Origin of the sequence: Micromonospora sp. DT44 (assembly GCF_049841635.1) — a bacterium.
Lineage (GTDB): Bacteria > Actinomycetota > Actinomycetes > Mycobacteriales > Micromonosporaceae > Micromonospora.
The window spans coordinates 12,687-27,933 of record NZ_JBNCKS010000049.1; the positions used below are offsets into that span (position 1 = coordinate 12,687).

The 15,247-nt window shown below is 73.1% G+C and carries 14 protein-coding genes; 9 read left to right on the plus strand and 5 right to left on the minus strand.

Annotation, left to right across the window (positions count from 1 at the left end):
- Positions 1-2 precede the first annotated feature (2 nt).
- The 4 genes from ACLQ25_RS24980 to ACLQ25_RS24995 are packed head-to-tail and all read left to right on the plus strand — an operon-like array spanning position 3 to position 4,087.
- Positions 3-794 carry a DUF3050 domain-containing protein gene (locus ACLQ25_RS24980; RefSeq protein ID WP_425733225.1) on the plus strand — a complete coding sequence of 264 codons (792 nt, stop codon included), beginning with the start codon at positions 3-5 and terminating at the stop codon, positions 792-794.
- Positions 791-1,762, plus strand: a complete 972-nt coding sequence (locus tag ACLQ25_RS24985; RefSeq protein WP_425733226.1) for a thiamine pyrophosphate-dependent dehydrogenase E1 component subunit alpha — start codon at positions 791-793, stop codon at positions 1,760-1,762. The genes ACLQ25_RS24980 and ACLQ25_RS24985 overlap by 4 nt, the downstream gene beginning before the upstream one ends.
- 1 nt (position 1,763) lies before the next feature.
- On the plus strand, positions 1,764-2,732 hold the full coding sequence (locus ACLQ25_RS24990) for an alpha-ketoacid dehydrogenase subunit beta (RefSeq protein ID WP_425733227.1): 969 nt from the start codon (positions 1,764-1,766) through the stop codon (positions 2,730-2,732).
- Positions 2,729-4,087, plus strand: coding sequence for a hypothetical protein (locus ACLQ25_RS24995; protein ID WP_425733228.1), 1,359 nt, complete (start codon positions 2,729-2,731; stop codon positions 4,085-4,087). The genes ACLQ25_RS24990 and ACLQ25_RS24995 overlap by 4 nt, the downstream gene beginning before the upstream one ends.
- 71 nt (positions 4,088-4,158) lie before the next feature.
- On the opposite strand, the gene ACLQ25_RS25000 is transcribed toward ACLQ25_RS24995, so the two are convergent.
- The gene (locus tag ACLQ25_RS25000) at positions 4,159-4,845 is read right to left on the minus strand and encodes an SGNH/GDSL hydrolase family protein (RefSeq protein ID WP_425733229.1); all 687 of its coding nucleotides are present in this window, start codon (positions 4,843-4,845) and stop codon (positions 4,159-4,161) included.
- 9 nt (positions 4,846-4,854) lie between these two features.
- The gene (locus tag ACLQ25_RS25005) at positions 4,855-5,793 is read right to left on the minus strand and encodes an exo-alpha-sialidase (protein WP_425733230.1); all 939 of its coding nucleotides are present in this window, start codon (positions 5,791-5,793) and stop codon (positions 4,855-4,857) included.
- Positions 5,794-5,992: 199 nt separating this feature from the next.
- Here ACLQ25_RS25005 and ACLQ25_RS25010 point away from each other — a divergent pair, with 199 nt between their 5' ends.
- Positions 5,993-6,559, plus strand: a complete 567-nt coding sequence (locus ACLQ25_RS25010; RefSeq protein WP_425733231.1) for a hypothetical protein — start codon at positions 5,993-5,995, stop codon at positions 6,557-6,559.
- A gap of 4 nt (positions 6,560-6,563) precedes the next feature.
- Here ACLQ25_RS25010 and ACLQ25_RS25015 read toward each other — a convergent pair whose 3' ends face one another.
- From ACLQ25_RS25015 to ACLQ25_RS25025, 3 genes are read right to left on the minus strand one after another with little or no spacing between them, the layout of a single operon-like run.
- Positions 6,564-7,457, minus strand: coding sequence for an aminoglycoside phosphotransferase family protein (locus tag ACLQ25_RS25015; RefSeq protein ID WP_425733232.1), 894 nt, complete (start codon positions 7,455-7,457; stop codon positions 6,564-6,566).
- Between the two features lie 60 nt (positions 7,458-7,517).
- Complete coding sequence (locus tag ACLQ25_RS25020) at positions 7,518-8,732, minus strand: MFS transporter (protein ID WP_425733233.1); 1,215 nt, start codon at positions 8,730-8,732, stop codon at positions 7,518-7,520.
- On the minus strand, positions 8,729-10,288 hold the full coding sequence (locus tag ACLQ25_RS25025) for an AMP-binding protein (RefSeq protein WP_425733234.1): 1,560 nt from the start codon (positions 10,286-10,288) through the stop codon (positions 8,729-8,731). Before ACLQ25_RS25025 ends, ACLQ25_RS25020 begins: the two co-directional genes overlap by 4 nt.
- A gap of 286 nt (positions 10,289-10,574) precedes the next feature.
- Here ACLQ25_RS25025 and ACLQ25_RS25030 point away from each other — a divergent pair, with 286 nt between their 5' ends.
- From ACLQ25_RS25030 to ACLQ25_RS25045, 4 genes are all read left to right on the plus strand, one after another.
- Positions 10,575-11,879 carry an SGNH/GDSL hydrolase family protein gene (locus ACLQ25_RS25030; protein ID WP_425733235.1) on the plus strand — a complete coding sequence of 435 codons (1,305 nt, stop codon included), beginning with the start codon at positions 10,575-10,577 and terminating at the stop codon, positions 11,877-11,879.
- A 67-nt stretch (positions 11,880-11,946) separates the two neighbouring features.
- Positions 11,947-13,158, plus strand: a complete 1,212-nt coding sequence (locus ACLQ25_RS25035; RefSeq protein WP_425733236.1) for a cytochrome P450 — start codon at positions 11,947-11,949, stop codon at positions 13,156-13,158.
- A gap of 9 nt (positions 13,159-13,167) precedes the next feature.
- Complete coding sequence (locus tag ACLQ25_RS25040) at positions 13,168-14,154, plus strand: alpha/beta hydrolase (RefSeq protein WP_425733237.1); 987 nt, start codon at positions 13,168-13,170, stop codon at positions 14,152-14,154.
- The gene (locus ACLQ25_RS25045; protein WP_425733238.1) at positions 14,147-15,247 is read left to right on the plus strand and encodes an alpha-hydroxy acid oxidase; all 1,101 of its coding nucleotides are present in this window, start codon (positions 14,147-14,149) and stop codon (positions 15,245-15,247) included. Before ACLQ25_RS25040 ends, ACLQ25_RS25045 begins: the two co-directional genes overlap by 8 nt.

A 15,247-nucleotide genomic window follows, 5' to 3' on the forward strand; every position in this document is an offset into this window, starting at 1 on the left:
CAATGTCACGGTACGACTGGGGTAGGACGCACCCGGGCATCGAGCGGCTGGAACAGGCGGTGACCGAGCGCCGCGACGCTGTGGTCAAGCACCCGCTCTACGCCGACCTGGACACCCACGAGGCGCTGGTCACCTTCATGGAGCACCACGTCTTCGCGGTCTGGGACTTCATGTCGCTGTTGAAGTCGTTGCAGCGGCAGCTGACCTGCGTGAGCGTGCCGTGGATCCCGACCGGCCCGACCGGCAGCCGCCGGCTCATCAACGACATCGTCATGGTCGAGGAGAGCGACGAACTGGGCGAGGGCTACATCAGCCACTTCGAGCTGTACGTCCGGGGCATGGCCGAGGCCGGCGCGGACACCACCGCCGTGAACGCCCTCGTCGACCTGCTGCGCGCGGGCCGGCCGGTGACCGACGCGCTCGCCGAGGCGGGTGCGCCGGCCGCGTCCGCCCGGTTCGCCGCGACCACCTGGCAGATCATCGAGTCGACCCCGGTGCACTGCCAGGCGGCGGCGTTCGCGTTCGGCCGCGAGGACCTGATCCCCGACATGTTCACCCAGGTCGTCACCGTCAACGAACGCAGCAACCGGCTGCACACGTTCGTCGACTACCTGGAACGGCACATCGAGGTCGACGGCGAGCAGCACACGCCGATGGCCATGCAGATGCTCGCCGACCTGTGCGGTGACGACGACACCAAGTGGCAGGAGTGCGCCGACACGGTCAACACCGCGCTCGCCGCCCGGACCCGCCTCTGGGACGACATCCTCGCCGCCATCAAGGGCCCGGCGTGACCGACGCCGACCCGGTCCGGCTCTACCGCACGGTCCGGCTGATCCGCCGGTTCGAGGAGCGCGCGGTGGAGCTGGTCCACGGTGGGCAGATCGTCGGCGGCATCCACCCGTACCTCGGTCAGGAGGGGATCGCCGCCGGCGTCTGCGCCGCCCTGGGGGCCGACGACGTGCTCGCCGGCACCCACCGCGGCCACGGGCACGTGCTCGCCCGGGGCGCGGACCCGGCCCGGATGCTCGCCGAGCTGTGCGGCCGGGTCACCGGCCTCAACGCCGGCCGGGGCGGGTCGATGCACGCCGCCGACCTGAGCCTCGGTGTGCTCGGCGCCAACGCGATAGTGGGCGCGTCCGGGGCGATCGTCACCGGCGCGGTCTGGGCCCGCCGCCGGCAGGGTCGGGACACCGTCGGGGTGAGCTTCTTCGGCGACGGCGCGGTCAACGAGGGGATGCTGCTGGAGGCGTTCAACCTGGCCGCGCTCTGGCGGGTGCCGGTGCTGTTCGTCTGCGAGAACAACGGCTACGCCACCACCATGCCGGTCGGCGGCGCGGTCGCCGGCAGCATCGCCGGCCGCGCCGCCGCCTTCGGCATCCCCGCCGCCGAGATCGACGGCCAGGACCCCGAGACGGTACGCGCCGCCGCGTCCGCCGCCGTCGCGCGGATGCGCGCCGACGGCGGCCCGGAGCTGATCGAGGCCCGTACCTACCGCTTCGACGTCCACCACACCTTCGAACACGGGGTACGCCTCGACTACCGGCCGCCCGACGAGGTGTCCCGGGGTCGGTCCCGGGACCCGGTGGACATCCAGGGCGCACGGCTCACCGACGCCGACCGGGAAGCCGTGGACGCCGAGGTCGAGGCGACCCTCGACGAGGCCGTGCGGTTCGCCCTGGCCAGCGCGCACCCCGATCCGGCCGACGCCCTCGCGTACCTCTACGCCAGCGGCCTGACCGCCCGCACCGGAGGTGGTTGAGGTGCCCCGACTGTCGTACCGGCGGGCGTTGACCCGGGCCCTCGCCGACGAGCTGGCCCGCGACGAGACGGTGTTCCTGCTCGGCGAGGATGTCCAGGTCGGCGCGTCGTTGGTGACGACCGGGCTCGCCAAGCGGTTCGGAACCGACCGGGTCCGCGACACACCGCTGTCCGAGCAGGCGTTCACCAGCTTCGCCACCGGGGCGGCGCTGGCCGGGCTCCGGCCGGTGATCGAGTTCCAGATCCCGTCGCTGCTGTTCCTCGTCTTCGAGCAGATCGTCAACCACGCGCACAAGTTCCCGCTGATGACCGGCGGGCAGTGCGCGGTGCCGGTCACCTACCTGGTGCCCGGCTCCGGGTCGCGTACCGGCTGGGCCGGGCAGCACTCCGACCACCCGTACAGCCTCTTCGCCCACGTCGGCGTGGTCACCGTCGTACCGTCCACCCCGGCCGACGCGTACGGCCTGCTGGTCACCGCGATCCGGCACGACGACCCGGTGGTCGTGTTCGCGCCGGCCGGCGCGATGGACCTCCGGGACGATGTCGCCGAGCTGGAACCGGTGCCGCTGGGGCGGGGCCGGGTGCACCGACCCGGCGACGACGTCACCGTGGTCGCGGTCGGGCATCTCGTGCACGACGCGCTCGCCGTGGCCGACGAGCTGGCCGACGAGGTGTCGGTGGAGGTCTTCGACCCGCGCACCCTCTATCCGTTCGACATCGACGGCCTCACCGAGTCGGTGGCGCGTACCGGCCGCCTCGTCGTCATCGACGACGCCAACCGCTCCTGCGGTTTCGCCGCCGAGGTCATCGCCTCGGTCGTGGAGCGGGTGCGGCTGCTGGCCCCACCGCGCCGGGTGACCCGACCCGACGGCGCGGTGCTGCCGTTCGCCCCCGCCCTGGACCGGGCCGTGCAGCCCGGTCGGGAGCAGCTCGCCACCGCCATCCACCTGACCATGAAGGACGGCTCATGATCGACCCGAACTATCCCTGGCCGTCGGCCGACGGAGCGTGGAAGGACCTGCCCGAGCCGGCCCGCCGGGCCATGGTGGCCGCCGGCGCCGCTGCCTGGGACCGCGTCTTTCACGGCCGGGCCACCTACAACAAGCAGTGGCGGCTGGCCCGCCCCCCGGTGCTGGCCGCCGACACCTGGCGGGAGCTGAACGACGTCTGCGACCGGCTGGCCCAACTCGTCCTCGACGCCTGCCGCCGCCGGGTGGACACGGCCGGCGAGCTGCGCCGACTGCTCGGCGTTCCGGCGGGGGAGACCCGCCTGCTGGACGAGGCGGAGCCGCTGACCGAGGCGCTGCTGGCCGCGTACCGGCCGGATGTGATCTTCACCGACGGCGTGCCGAAGTTCGTGGAGTACAACATCGACAGCAGCCTCGGGGGAGGGTTCGACGCCGACACCGTCATCCAGCGGTTCGCGCAGCTCTACACCGAGCACGGGCTCCTCGACGGCCTGCCGCTACGGGCCGCGCCGTCCCTGCTGGACCAGCGGTTCGTGGCGATCCGCGACGAACTCGACCTGCCCGAGGGCGCCCGGCTGGCCCTGTTGATGGACTTCGACGCCGACTACCCGGGCCTGGACGACCCGGAGACGTTCATCCGGATCCTCAGCCCGCTGGCCGTCCGGGCCCGGGACTTCGGCATCGACCTGGTCATCGCGCCCCTGTCCAGCGCCACCCTGGACGCCGACAAGCGCCTCGTCGTGGACGGCGCGCCGGTCGACGCGCTGTTCCGGCTGTTCGTGCCCAACCGGGTCACCCCGACCGCGGGTCTGGACGCGGTGGCCGGCGCGCTGGCCGCCGGCACGCTGCCGATGTACGTGTCGACGGCGGCCTGGCTTCTCGGCAACAAGACCACCTTCGCCTGGCTGTGGGAGGACGTCGACACCCTGCCCGCCGACGACCGGACGCTGATCCGCCGGCACGTGCCGTACACGGTGCTGTTGACCGTCGCGGTGCTCGACCGGGCGATCGCCGAGCAGGCCACCCTGGTGGCGAAGCCGGCGGACGGCTCGGCCGGGCACGGCGTGCTGATCGGCCCCGAGTTGAGTGCGTCGGACTGGGTCGAGGGCCTGCGCGCGGCCGTCGACCGGGGTGGGGCGATCCTGCAGCAGTACCTGCCGGCCGACCGGGTGCCGATGGACTTCGTGCAGATCGAGACCGGCGAGACGGTCACGGCCGACGTCCCGTACAGCCTGGCCCCGTACCTGTTCGGCCGAACGGCCTCCGGCGGCCTGGCGCGGGTCGGCTACCCCGGCGGTGACGGCATCCTCAACCTGGCCCACGGAGTCCTCCTAACCGGAATCCTCCTGCACAACTGACCCGGCCTCGGCCCCGTTGATCATGAAGTTATCGTCCCGACACGCCGATGCCGGTGACGATAACTTCATGATCAACGGGGCGAACCTCGGAGGTGGCGGGACAGGGCGCGGAGGGTTTCGGCCGTCGCTATCGCGTCGCTGCGGCCGCTGCCGTGGCGGCCGTCGGTGCTGTAGAGGGACGCATCGGCCGTGAGTGGGTGGTCGGTGAGGCGCACGTGGATTGTTTCCAGGCGCGCGGCCAGCCTCCCGGTGTGGGTGGAGAGGCGGCGCATCCGCTCGCCGAGGCCGGCCCGTATGTGCTCGGGCACGGCCGGGCTGTGCGACACGTCGAACATGCCGATGGTGACCACGTCCGCGCCCGCGTCCCGCAACGCCTCGATCATCGCGGTCAGCTCGACGTCGACCGCGTCGGCGTCGTACGCGGGATGGAAGGCGTCGTTGCCGCCGCAGACCACCAGCGCGAGGTCCGGTTCGGCGGCGAGCGCCGGGGCGAGCTGGGTGGCCCGCACCTGGTGTGCGCACAGGCCGCGCCGGCCCAGATTCACGTACGCCAGCTCGGGGCGTACGGCCCTCAGCTCGGCGGCGAGCCGGTCGACCCACTGCACGTCCGGGTAGCCCGGTGTCGGCTCGCACATGCCCTCCACGACGCTGTCGCCGAGTGCCACGAACCGCCGCCACGGGTGCGCGTGCAGCAGTTCGGCGGCCTCGCCGGGACTCAGGCAGTACGGGTCCGTCGATTCGCTCAGCGTCGATGGCATGTCGGCACGCTAGCCGACCACCGCCTCCTCGGCCAGGCTCACCTCGGCCAGGTACACGCAGGTCCGCTCCTCGTGCGAGGAGTAGTAGCTGACCCAGAGCCTGTCGTCGTGCCATACCAGACCGGGATAGCTGGTGTCACCGCCGGACGGCAACGCGACCAGTTCGGTCAGTGCGCCGCGCACGGGGTCGACCGCGCAGATCGCGGTCCGGACGTCGCCGTCGAGCAGGCGTACGCCGGCGACCAGCCGCCCGTCGGGCAGCCGCCGCAACGAGGGGCCGCCGACCCGTACGCCCAGGTCGGTCCAGGTCCACTCGCGGTACGGCGGGTGCGCCCGACCGAGCTGCGCGGTGGCGTCGTCGCCGTCGCGGCGCAGCAGACAGTGCGCGGTGCCGTCCGGGGCGAAGACCAACCCGGACTCGTTGGGGTAGCCGCCCTCGAACAGCGTCGGCACCCACGGCCGCAGGTCGAGCCCGTCGACGCTGCGGTAGAGCCGGGCGAACCGCGGCCCTCGGGTGGCGTAGCCCACGCCGTACATGGCGTCGTCGTGCCAGGCGGCCTGCCACACCCACACGTCCGGCTCGCCGACCGGCGTCGGCTCACCCCAGGCGCGGCCGTCGTCGGAGATCCAGGACAGTGTGATGAACGTCCCGGTCCGGGCCGCGGCCAGCAGTTGCAGCCGCCCGTCGGGGCGTGCCACGAACCGTGGGTCGCGCAGGTCGCCGGCCGCCCGGATGACGGCCGCGGACCTCCACGCCCGTCCGTCCGTCGAGGTCAACACCCGGATCACGCCGTCGTCCGAGAGGTGGCCGTCGGCCTCGCGGAACGCGCAGAACCACGTTCCGGCATGCCGGACGAGGTCGGTGAACGCGCTGTGCGGCGCGCTGTCGCCGATCCGGTGTACGGCGACGACCTCGGCGCTGGTGCGACGGGTGGATGACGACGTCATGCGCGACGGGCCTCCTGGCGCTGGTGGGCGGAACGTCCCGGTGACGACGGACGACGCTAGCCGCCGCCGTCGACGCCCGGACGGCCGTGCGGCGAACGGCGGACGAACTCGTTAGCGGCGGCATCGGCGCGTGAGCCAAGGGTCGGTGGCGGCGGCCGGTCACGATGACGACGGGACACGTCCGTCGGGAGGTGGCAGCGTGCTCGCATCGTTCCTGCAACAACTGGCCAGCAAAATCGTCGAGGAGATCCTCAAGAGGGTCGTCGAGTGGCTCGCGCCGAAGGCGCTGGGATCGGTGCCGCACGCCGCTTCGCCGAACTGCCCGCGCTGCGGCGGGTACGGGGTGGCCCGCTGGACGCCCGGCGGGGTGTGGCCGCTCTTCGTGCCGTCACTGCTCACCTTCACCTGGGGCTTCGCCGGTCTGCTGCTCGGCGTGCCGGTGCTGCTGTTGACGGTGGCCGGCGCGGTGGTGTCCGGCGCGGTGATGCCGGCCCTGGCAGTCCTGCTGGGACTGCCGGTTCTCGCCACCGTGATGCTCCTGGGTGCGTTCGGGCTGGCCCACTACCACAGCTACCCGCCGAAGCGTTGCCACCGCTGCCACGGGAGCTGGCCACGGCGGACGCGCGAGGAGTACCTGCGGTCGTCCCAGCCGGTGTTCGCCTGCGCGTGCGGTCAACGGCTGCGGGTGCCCCGGGCGGCCGGGTCGCGGCTGCGGTGCCCGCGCTGCCACACCGAACACGCCACCCCGGCGGCGGCCGGCCGCTGACGGCTCAGCGGTGTTCGTCGAGCAGCTCGCCGATGACGCGTCGGGAACCGGCGGGGTCGGAACCGTCCAGGGTGATCAGCGCCTTCCACAGGGCCCAGCCGCGTCCGCGCGCCCAGGTACCCGCGTCGACGTCGAGCGCGTCGCGGAACGCGGCCCGGCTGTCGCCGTGCAGCAGGGTCCAGGCGATCACCGTGTCGCAGGCGGGATCGCCGACGCCGCAGCAGCCGAAGTCGATGACGGCGGCGAGCCGGCCGTCGCGCACCAGCACATTGGCGTACGCGACATCGCCGTGGAACCACACCGGTGGGCCCGACCAGGTGGCATCGAGCGCGTCCTGCCAGATGGCGGTGACCGCGTCGACGTCGAGCCGGTCGCGGTGCGTCTCGATCGCCGCCCGGGTCTCGGCGTCGTAAATGGACAGCGGTCCTCCCCGCCAGAAGCTGTGCGGGCCGGCCGCGGGACCGTCGGTGGCGTCGACGGCGCGCAGGGCCCGCAGGAAGGCAGCGAGGTCCGTCGCGAACCGGGTCAGGTCGTCGATCCGCTCGGGGCGTGCGGTGTGCCCGTCGATCCAGCGATAGACCGACCAGGGGTACGGGTAGCCCGCTCCCGGTCGGCCCTGGGCGAGCGGCACGGGGATCTCCCACGCGAGCCGCTCACCGAGCACGGGCAGCCACCGCTGTTCCTTGGCGACCTGGGCTACGTACCCCTCGCCGCTGGGCAGCCGCACGGTCATCTCGTCGCCCAGGCGAAAGGTGCGGTTGTCCCAGCCGCCCACCTCGACCGGGCGTACGGGCAGGTCGGCCCAGCACGGGAACTGCTCGGCGACCAGGTGGCGTGCCAACGTGGCGTCGATCAGTGGGGCGGCCGGCTCGTCGGTGTGCGGTGCGGGTGCGCTCATCCGGACGAGCCTGCGGGTGCTGGCCGTCGCCTGCAACCGAGTTCCACGCCGTCGCGACGGTCAGGACGTGGTGACCGGGGTGGGCCGCGAGGGTGTGGTCGTACGGGCCAGCAGGGGCAGCGCGGTGATCGCCAGGCAGGCCGCGGCCATGAGCAGCAGCGCCGGGGTGAGGCCGAACGCGTCCACCGACCAGCCACCGAGGAGCGCGCCGACCGGCAGGCCGACGAAGGCCAGCGAACCGGCGATGCCGAGCACCCGGGTCTGCAGGTCCGGTGGCACCCGCTCGTACAGCGCCACCCCGAGCAGCGGGTTGACCGCCGCGATGCCGATCCCGGACAGGAAGGTCACCACGAGGACGACCGGCAGTTCGTCGCTGATCGCCAGGGCGACCAGTCTTGGTGTGCCGGCGACCGTCGCCCCGATCAGGAACGTCAGCCGGCCGGGCAGCCGGGGCCCGAGCGCGGTGAACGCCACGTTGCCCAGCAGCGCGCCCGCCGAGAAGGCCGCGAGCACGAGCCCGAGCCCGCTCGGACCGTGCAGTTCGCGGGCGACCCAGAACGGGATGTAGACGGCCACGCTCGCGTTGGCCACCATGTTCAGCGCCGAGACGACCACCAGCATGCCCAGCAGCGGCCGGTCCCGACCGAGGTAGCCGAAGCCGTCCCGCAGCGCGCGGAGGTAGCCCACCGGCGCGGCGGGCGTGGCCGGGGCGGCCGGTGGGCGAACCAGGAGACCGATGAGCAGCGCGCAGATCGCGAAGCTGGCCGCGTCGATGAGGATCGCCTGGGTCACCCCGAACGCGGCGATCAGGACACCGCCCACGGCCGCGCCGAACAGCGTCACCACCCGGCTCAACCCGTCGTACGCCGAGGTGAGGCGGATCAGGGGCACCCCGGCGGCCTCGGCGACCGGCCGGAACATGACGTGCTTGACCCGGTCCCCGATGCCGCGCAGCGCCCCGGCGACCGCGACCAGCGCCACCAGGGGAGCGAAGCCCAGCCACGGGGTGAGCGCGACGACGACCATCGCCAGCGCGCTGCCCGCGTCGCAGAGGATCGACGTCCGGCGCAGGCCGATCCGGTCCGCCCAGGGCGTGCCGAGGGCACTGGACAGCAGGTACGGAAGTGTCTCGGCGAACGCGACCAGACCCATCTTCGTCGGGCTGCCGGTGGTGACCAGCACCAGCCAGGGGATGGTCACCACCGAGATGCGGGTGCCCAGGTTGGAGATCAGGTCCGCGCCGACCAGGACGGCCAACTGCCGGCGGGGGGTCACGCCCCGACCGCCGCCGCCCGCCGCGCGGCGTACCCGGCGCGCAACGCCCGCTTGTCCACCTTGACCGACCGGTTCACCGGTAACCGGTCGACGAACTCCACCCCGACCGGCGCCCACATCTCGTTGAGCTCGGCGGTCACCAGGTCGATCAACTCCGTGGCCGTGACCGTCGCGCCCGGCGCGGGCACCACATACGCGTACGGCGCCTCGCCGACCTCGTCGTCCGGTACGCCGATCACGGCGGCCGCCCGCACCTGCGGGTGCCCGGCCAGCACGTCCTCGATGGGGCGGCAGAAGATGGCCCAGTTCCGCCGGTGCGTCACGATCATGTCGTGCGCCCGGTCGACCAGGTAGAGGTAGCCGTCCTCGTCGAGGTGGCCGATGTCGCGGGTGCGGACCCAGCCGTCGACGAGCGTCTGCGCGGTCAGCTCGGGCTGCCCGTGGTAGCCGGCGAAGCTCAGCCGGCTGCGCACCCACACCTCGCCGTTCTGGCCCGGCGGCAGCACCAGGCCGTCGTCGTCACGGATCTCGATCCGCACGTCGCCGTAGGGACGCCCGCAGGAGCGCAACCGCTCCGGGTGCTCCGGATCGTCGGTCAGGCCAGGCAGCGCGGTGATCACGACGGCCTCGCTGAGGCCGTACACGATGCGCAGCACCGGGCCGAACCGCGCGATGGCCTGGCGCAGCCGGGCGGGCGCGGCGGGCCCGGCGCCCACGTTGAACATGAACATGGCCGAGAAGTCGGCGTCCACCAGCGCCGGATGGTCCAGCAGCTCGTAGAGCATCGGCGGGGTCACGAAGGTGGAGTTGATCCGCTCCCGTTGCACGGTGGCCACGAACGCCGTCGGGTCCCAGTCGTCGCGCAGGAACAGCACGCCGCCCGTGAACAGGTTGAACAGGGTGGTGATCTGGCCGCTGGCCAACCACATGGGCGAGTGCGACAGGTGCCGCAGCAGCGGGAAGCCGGCGGCGCGGAAGTCGGCCGCGAGGGTGAGGATCTGGGCGTAGAAGCTCTCGGTGTGGTGCACCAGCTTCGGGGCGCCGGTGGTGCCACTGGTCTGCAGGAACGACTCCGGCGCGGAGCCGGCCGCCGGCAGCGCCACGGAACCGCCCGGGTCGGCGGTGAGGTCCGGGCCCGCACCGCGCGGGCCCAGGCAGCACACCGGTACTCCGGGCAGCGCGGCGGCCAGCTCCGGTCCCAGGCTGGCCGGGTCGCGGGCGTCGTAGACCAGGGCGTCCGGGCGGGCCAGCCGGACGAACTCGTCGACCTCCCGGCGGGCGGTGACCGGGGCGACCCACATCGTCCGGCACCCGAGCAGGTGCAGCGCGAGCTGGAGCAGCGGCCCCTCCACGGCGTTGGCCATGGTCACCAGCACCGCCGCGCCCGGCCGTACGCCGTGCCGGGTCAGCGTCGCGGCCATCGCGCGTACCGTCGCGGCGGCCTCGGTGTAGGTCAGGCGGCGGTCACCGCCGACCAGCGCCTCCCGATCGCCGAAGTCGGCGAACAGGTCCAGCGCCCTGTCCACATAGGTCGCGTGCCCGGGTCCGTCAGTCATCCGGCAAACCCCCATCGCAGGTGAGCGGCGGTCTCCGGGTCGGTTTCCCGGTGACGTCGCGGGCGGTGGGCGCGCGTTCGGCGACCGCACCGCCGCCGCCTGCGAGCCTAGGCCGGCGGGGACGTGCCGGGACCGGGCCGACGGGCGAAACCGCAGGCCCGGCGGACATTTGATCGCGTCGATCAGTTGATTGACGCCCGTCATCGGCGGCGGCTAGGTTTCTGGACCATCGTCCAGGCGGGAGCCGTCAGCGGACGGCCCTGGGCTGCCACACGATGGAGGTTCCATGTCGACCCCGAAGAGATGGCATGTCGTCACCGCCGTCGCGGCGTTACTGGTCACCGCGACACCCGCCGTCATCGCCACCGCCGGCGGATCCCCCACTGTCACCGGTCGCCCGGACCGGGGTGAGTGGGCGGGCAGTTGGGCCGCGGCGGTCACCCGGGGCAACTCGGTCGGCCTGACCAACACCGGCCTGAACGACCAGAGCGTCCGGATGGTCGTGCACGTCTCGGTGGGCGGCCCGGCGCTGCGCGTACGACTGAGCAACCTCTACGGCGAGCAGGCCGTCCGGGTGGGTCGCGCCACCGTCGCCCGACCGAACACCGCCACCGTCGACGACGTCTCCGACATCGACCCGGCCTCGCTGCGCCCGCTGACCTTCACCGGTGCCGCCTCGGCGACCATGAACCGGGGCGCCGAGCTGCTCAGCGACCCGCTGACCTTCGCCGTCGCGGACGACAGCGACCTGGTGATCACCCTGCACTTCCCGACGCCGACCGGGCCGACCACCTTCCACGGGCAGTCCCAGCAGACCAACTTCATCGGCGCGGGTGACCTGACCGGGGCGGCCGACGGGGCCGGTTTCACCATCCGACCCAACTGCTGCTGGTTCTTCCTGTCCGGCGTCGACGTGCAGCGCAAGGGCACCCCCGGGGCGCTGGTCGTGCTCGGCGACTCCATCGGGGACAGCAACGGCAGCACCGTCAACGCGAACCGCCGCTGGCCCGACCTGCTCGCCGATCGGCTGCTCGCCGACCGGCCCGACAAGCGCACCCCGGGCGTGCTCAACCTGAGCCTGGCCGGCAACCGCCTGAACCACGAGGGCACCGAGCCGGGCGCGGGCGACTACCCCGGCTACTACCAACTCGGCCCGAACGCGGCGGCCCGTCTGAACGAGGACGTCTTCGGCCAGACCGGGGTGCGTACCGTCGTCACCCACCTCGGCATCAACGACATCTGGATGTCCAACGACTCCTCCGAGGCGATCATCGCCACCCTGCGGCAGATCAACCAGCAGCTCCAGCAGCGCGGCCTGACCAGCCTGGTGGCCACGCTGACGCCGTACGAGGGGCACGGCGCGCCGGGTGTGTGGACGCCGGAGAAGGAGGCCACCCGGCAGGCCGTAAACGCGTACCTGCGCGGCAGCCGGGAGTTCGACGGACTGCTCGACTTCGACCGGGTGCTGCGTGACCCGGCCAAGCCCAGCCAGTTGCTGCCCGCGTACGACTCGGGGGACCACATCCACCCGAACGACGCCGGCAACAAGGCGATGGCCGACGCCGTGCCGATACGGCTGCTCGGTCTGTGACACCGCCGGGGGCGGCGGGGTGACCCCGCCGCCCCCGGAGCACCGACATCCTGGGGAGGAGTACGTCGTGACGGTGCAGGACCTGCTAACCGGCCTCTACAGCGAAGAGGGCCGCCAGAATCCATACCCGTGGTACGCCCGCCTGCACCGGCTCGGGCCGGTCAGCGCGGTACCGCCGCGCGCCGAGCACCGCACCGTGGCGGCGGTGGCGGTCGGCTACGACCTGATCGATCAGATGCTGCGCGATCCACGGTGGACCAAACAGCCACCGCCGGGCTGGGAGGAGCACGAGATCCTGCGCACCTTCCAGACGTCGATGATGTTCATCAACCCGCCCGACCACACCCGGATGCGGCACGTCTTCTCGCGTACCTTCACGCCCCGTCGCCTCGGCGCGCTGGAGCCGGTGATCCTGCGTGTCGTCGACGAGCTGCTGGACAAGATGGCCGACGCCGGTGACCGCGTCGTCGACTTCGTGGCCGACTTCGCGTACCCCATTCCGGCGCTGGTCATGGCCGAGTTCATCGGCATCCCGGCGGGGGAGTTGACCTGGTACCGGGATCGGGTGGAGCGCATCGACGAGTTCCTGGACGTGGCCGGCAAGACCCCGCAGCGGCTGGCCGCCGCCAACACCGCGGCGCAGGAGCTGCGGGCGTTCTACCGGGAGCTGCTGGCCCACCGCCGCCGTACGCCCGGCGAGGACCTGATCAGCGCCCTCGTGGAGGCGGTCGGGTCGGGCGAGGTGGAGCTGACCGAGGAGGAGCTGATCAGCAACCTGATCGTGCTGTTCAACGCCAGCTTCGTCACCACCGTCTACATGTTCAGCAACGGCCTGCCGCTGCTGTTGGCCCACCCGGGGGCGGTCACCGCGCTGCCCACCGACGACGCCCTCGCCGCCGGTTGCGTCGACGAGGTGTTGCGCCTGCAGAGTCCGGTGCACTTCCTCGCCCGGGCCGCGCCGGAGGACACCGTGCTGGCCGGCGTGCCGGTCGCCGAGGGGGACAACGTCCTCATCATCATCGGCGCGGCCAACCGGGACCCGGCGCGGTTCCCCGATCCGGACGTCTTCGACCCGACCCGCGCCGGCCCGCCGTCGTTGGCATTCGGGGTGGGCCTGCACTTCTGCCTCGGCGCGGCGGTGTCCCGGCTGGAGGGCCGGCTCGCGCTGCCCCGCCTGTTCGCCCGGTTCCCTCGCATCGCGGTCACCGAGACCCCGACGTACAGCGGCAGCCTCTTCCTGCGCGGCATCGACAAGCTGCTGGTCAGCACCGGCGGATAGGAGATCAGCATGGCCCTGCACCCGGAGGTGGCGGCCTATCGCGCCGCCCGCGCCGCGGCGGGCACGCCGCCGCTGTACACGCAGACCCTCGCCGAGGCCCGCGCCGCGGACCTGGCCGCGATCCGCGCCGGCGGCGGCGCGGTCGAGCACGTCGCCGAGGTACGCGACGAGCACATCCCCGGCCCGGACGGTGACCTGCCCATCCGGGTGTACCGGCCGGACGCGTCGGGACCGCTGCCCACCCTGCTGTACTTCTTCGGCGGCGGCTGGACGCTCGGCAGCATCGACACCGCCGACGGGATCTGCCGTCGACTGGCCAACGCGGTGCCCTGCCAGGTGGTGACCGTCGGCTACCGGCTCGCCCCGGAGCACCCCTTCCCGGCCGCCGTGCACGACTGCCACGCCGCGACCGTCTGGATCGCCGAGAACGCTGACCGGTTCGGTGTGGACCCGACGCGGCTGGCGGTGGGCGGGGACAGCGCCGGTGGGAACCTCGCCGCCGCCGTGACCCTGCTCTGCCGCACGGACGGTCCCGCGCTCGCCGCGCAGCTGCTGGTCTACCCGAACACCGACATCGGCGGCGAGCCGTCCGATCCGGTCGGCGACGACCCGACCCTGTTCAACCGTCACTCGGTGGCCTGGTACCGGACGCACTACCTCGCCGACGCGGAGCGGGCTCGCGACCCGCTGGCGTCGCCACTGCGCGCCGACGACCTGTCCGGCCTGCCGGCGGCCCTGGTGATCACCGCCGAGCTGGACCCGCTCTGCGCCGAGGGGCAGCGCTACGCCGAGCGGTTGGACGCCGCCGGCGTGCCCGCCCGCGTCGACCACTACCCGGGCATGATCCACGGGTTCTTCGCCATGCCCGGCGTGTTCACCGACGGCCGGCGCGCGCAGGACAGCGCCGCGGCGTTCCTGCGGGACCGTTTCGGTGTGTCGTCGAATCGGGAGGCGGCGCCGGTCCAGCCGGAGGGCACGGGGGTACGCGGTGGCTGAGCGGGTGCTGGCCGACCGGCCGGTGACGTTCGCCGACTACGGGGAACAGGCGCGGGCGGTGCTGGCCCCGGACGTGTGGGACTACGTCGCCGGCGGCGGTGCGGCCGAGGTGACCCTGGCCGCCAACCGGACCGCGCTGGACCGGGTCGCCGTGCTGCCCCGGGTGCTGCGCGGCAGGGATGCGGTGGACACCGGCGTACGGCTGCTCGGTGAGCCGTACGCGTTGCCGGTCGGGGTGGCGCCGATGGCCTACCAGCGGCTCGTACACCCGGACGGCGAGGCGGGCCTCGCGACGGCGGCCGGCGCGGCCGGTGTGCCGTTCGTGGCGAGCACGCTGAGCAGCACGCCGATCGAACAGATCACCGCGACCGGCGCCCACGTCTGGTTCCAGCTCTACTGGCTGCGCGACCGGGCTCTGGTCCGCGACCTGCTGGACCGGATCGTGGTAGCGGGCTGCCGTGCCCTGGTCGTCACCGTGGACGTCCCGGTGCTCGGTCGACGCCCCCGCGACCTGCGCAACGCGTTCCGGCTGCCGCCCGACGTGGTCGCCGCGAACCTGCCGTACGGCAGGGACACGCTCGCCCATGCGGGCGTTCCCGGCGTCTCAGCGATCGCCGCGCACACCGACGCGTCGTTCGAGGCGGCCCTGCGCTGGGCGGATCTGGCCTGGCTGCGCGAGCACGTCGACCTGCCGCTGGTCGTCAAGGGGGTGCTGGACCCCCGTGACGCGGTCGAGGCGGTACGGATCGGGGCGGACGCGGTGGTGGTGTCGAACCACGGGGGCCGGCAGTTGGACGGCGCCCCGGCCAGCGTCACCATGCTGCCGGAGGTCGTCGACGCGGTCGGCGACGGTGGTCAGGTGCTGCTGGACAGCGGCATCCGGGGCGGCACCGACGTGCTGCGGGCGCTGGCGCTGGGCGCGGCGGGCGTCCTGGTCGGCCGCCCGCTGCTGTGGGCGCTGGCCGTCGGAGGGCGGCGCGGTGCACAGGACGCGTTGGCGCTGCTCGCCGCCGAGGTGCGTGACGCGCTCACCCTCGCCGGTTGCGCCGATCCGACGGCGGCGGCCGGGCTGCGGACGCTCGGGGTGGGGTGA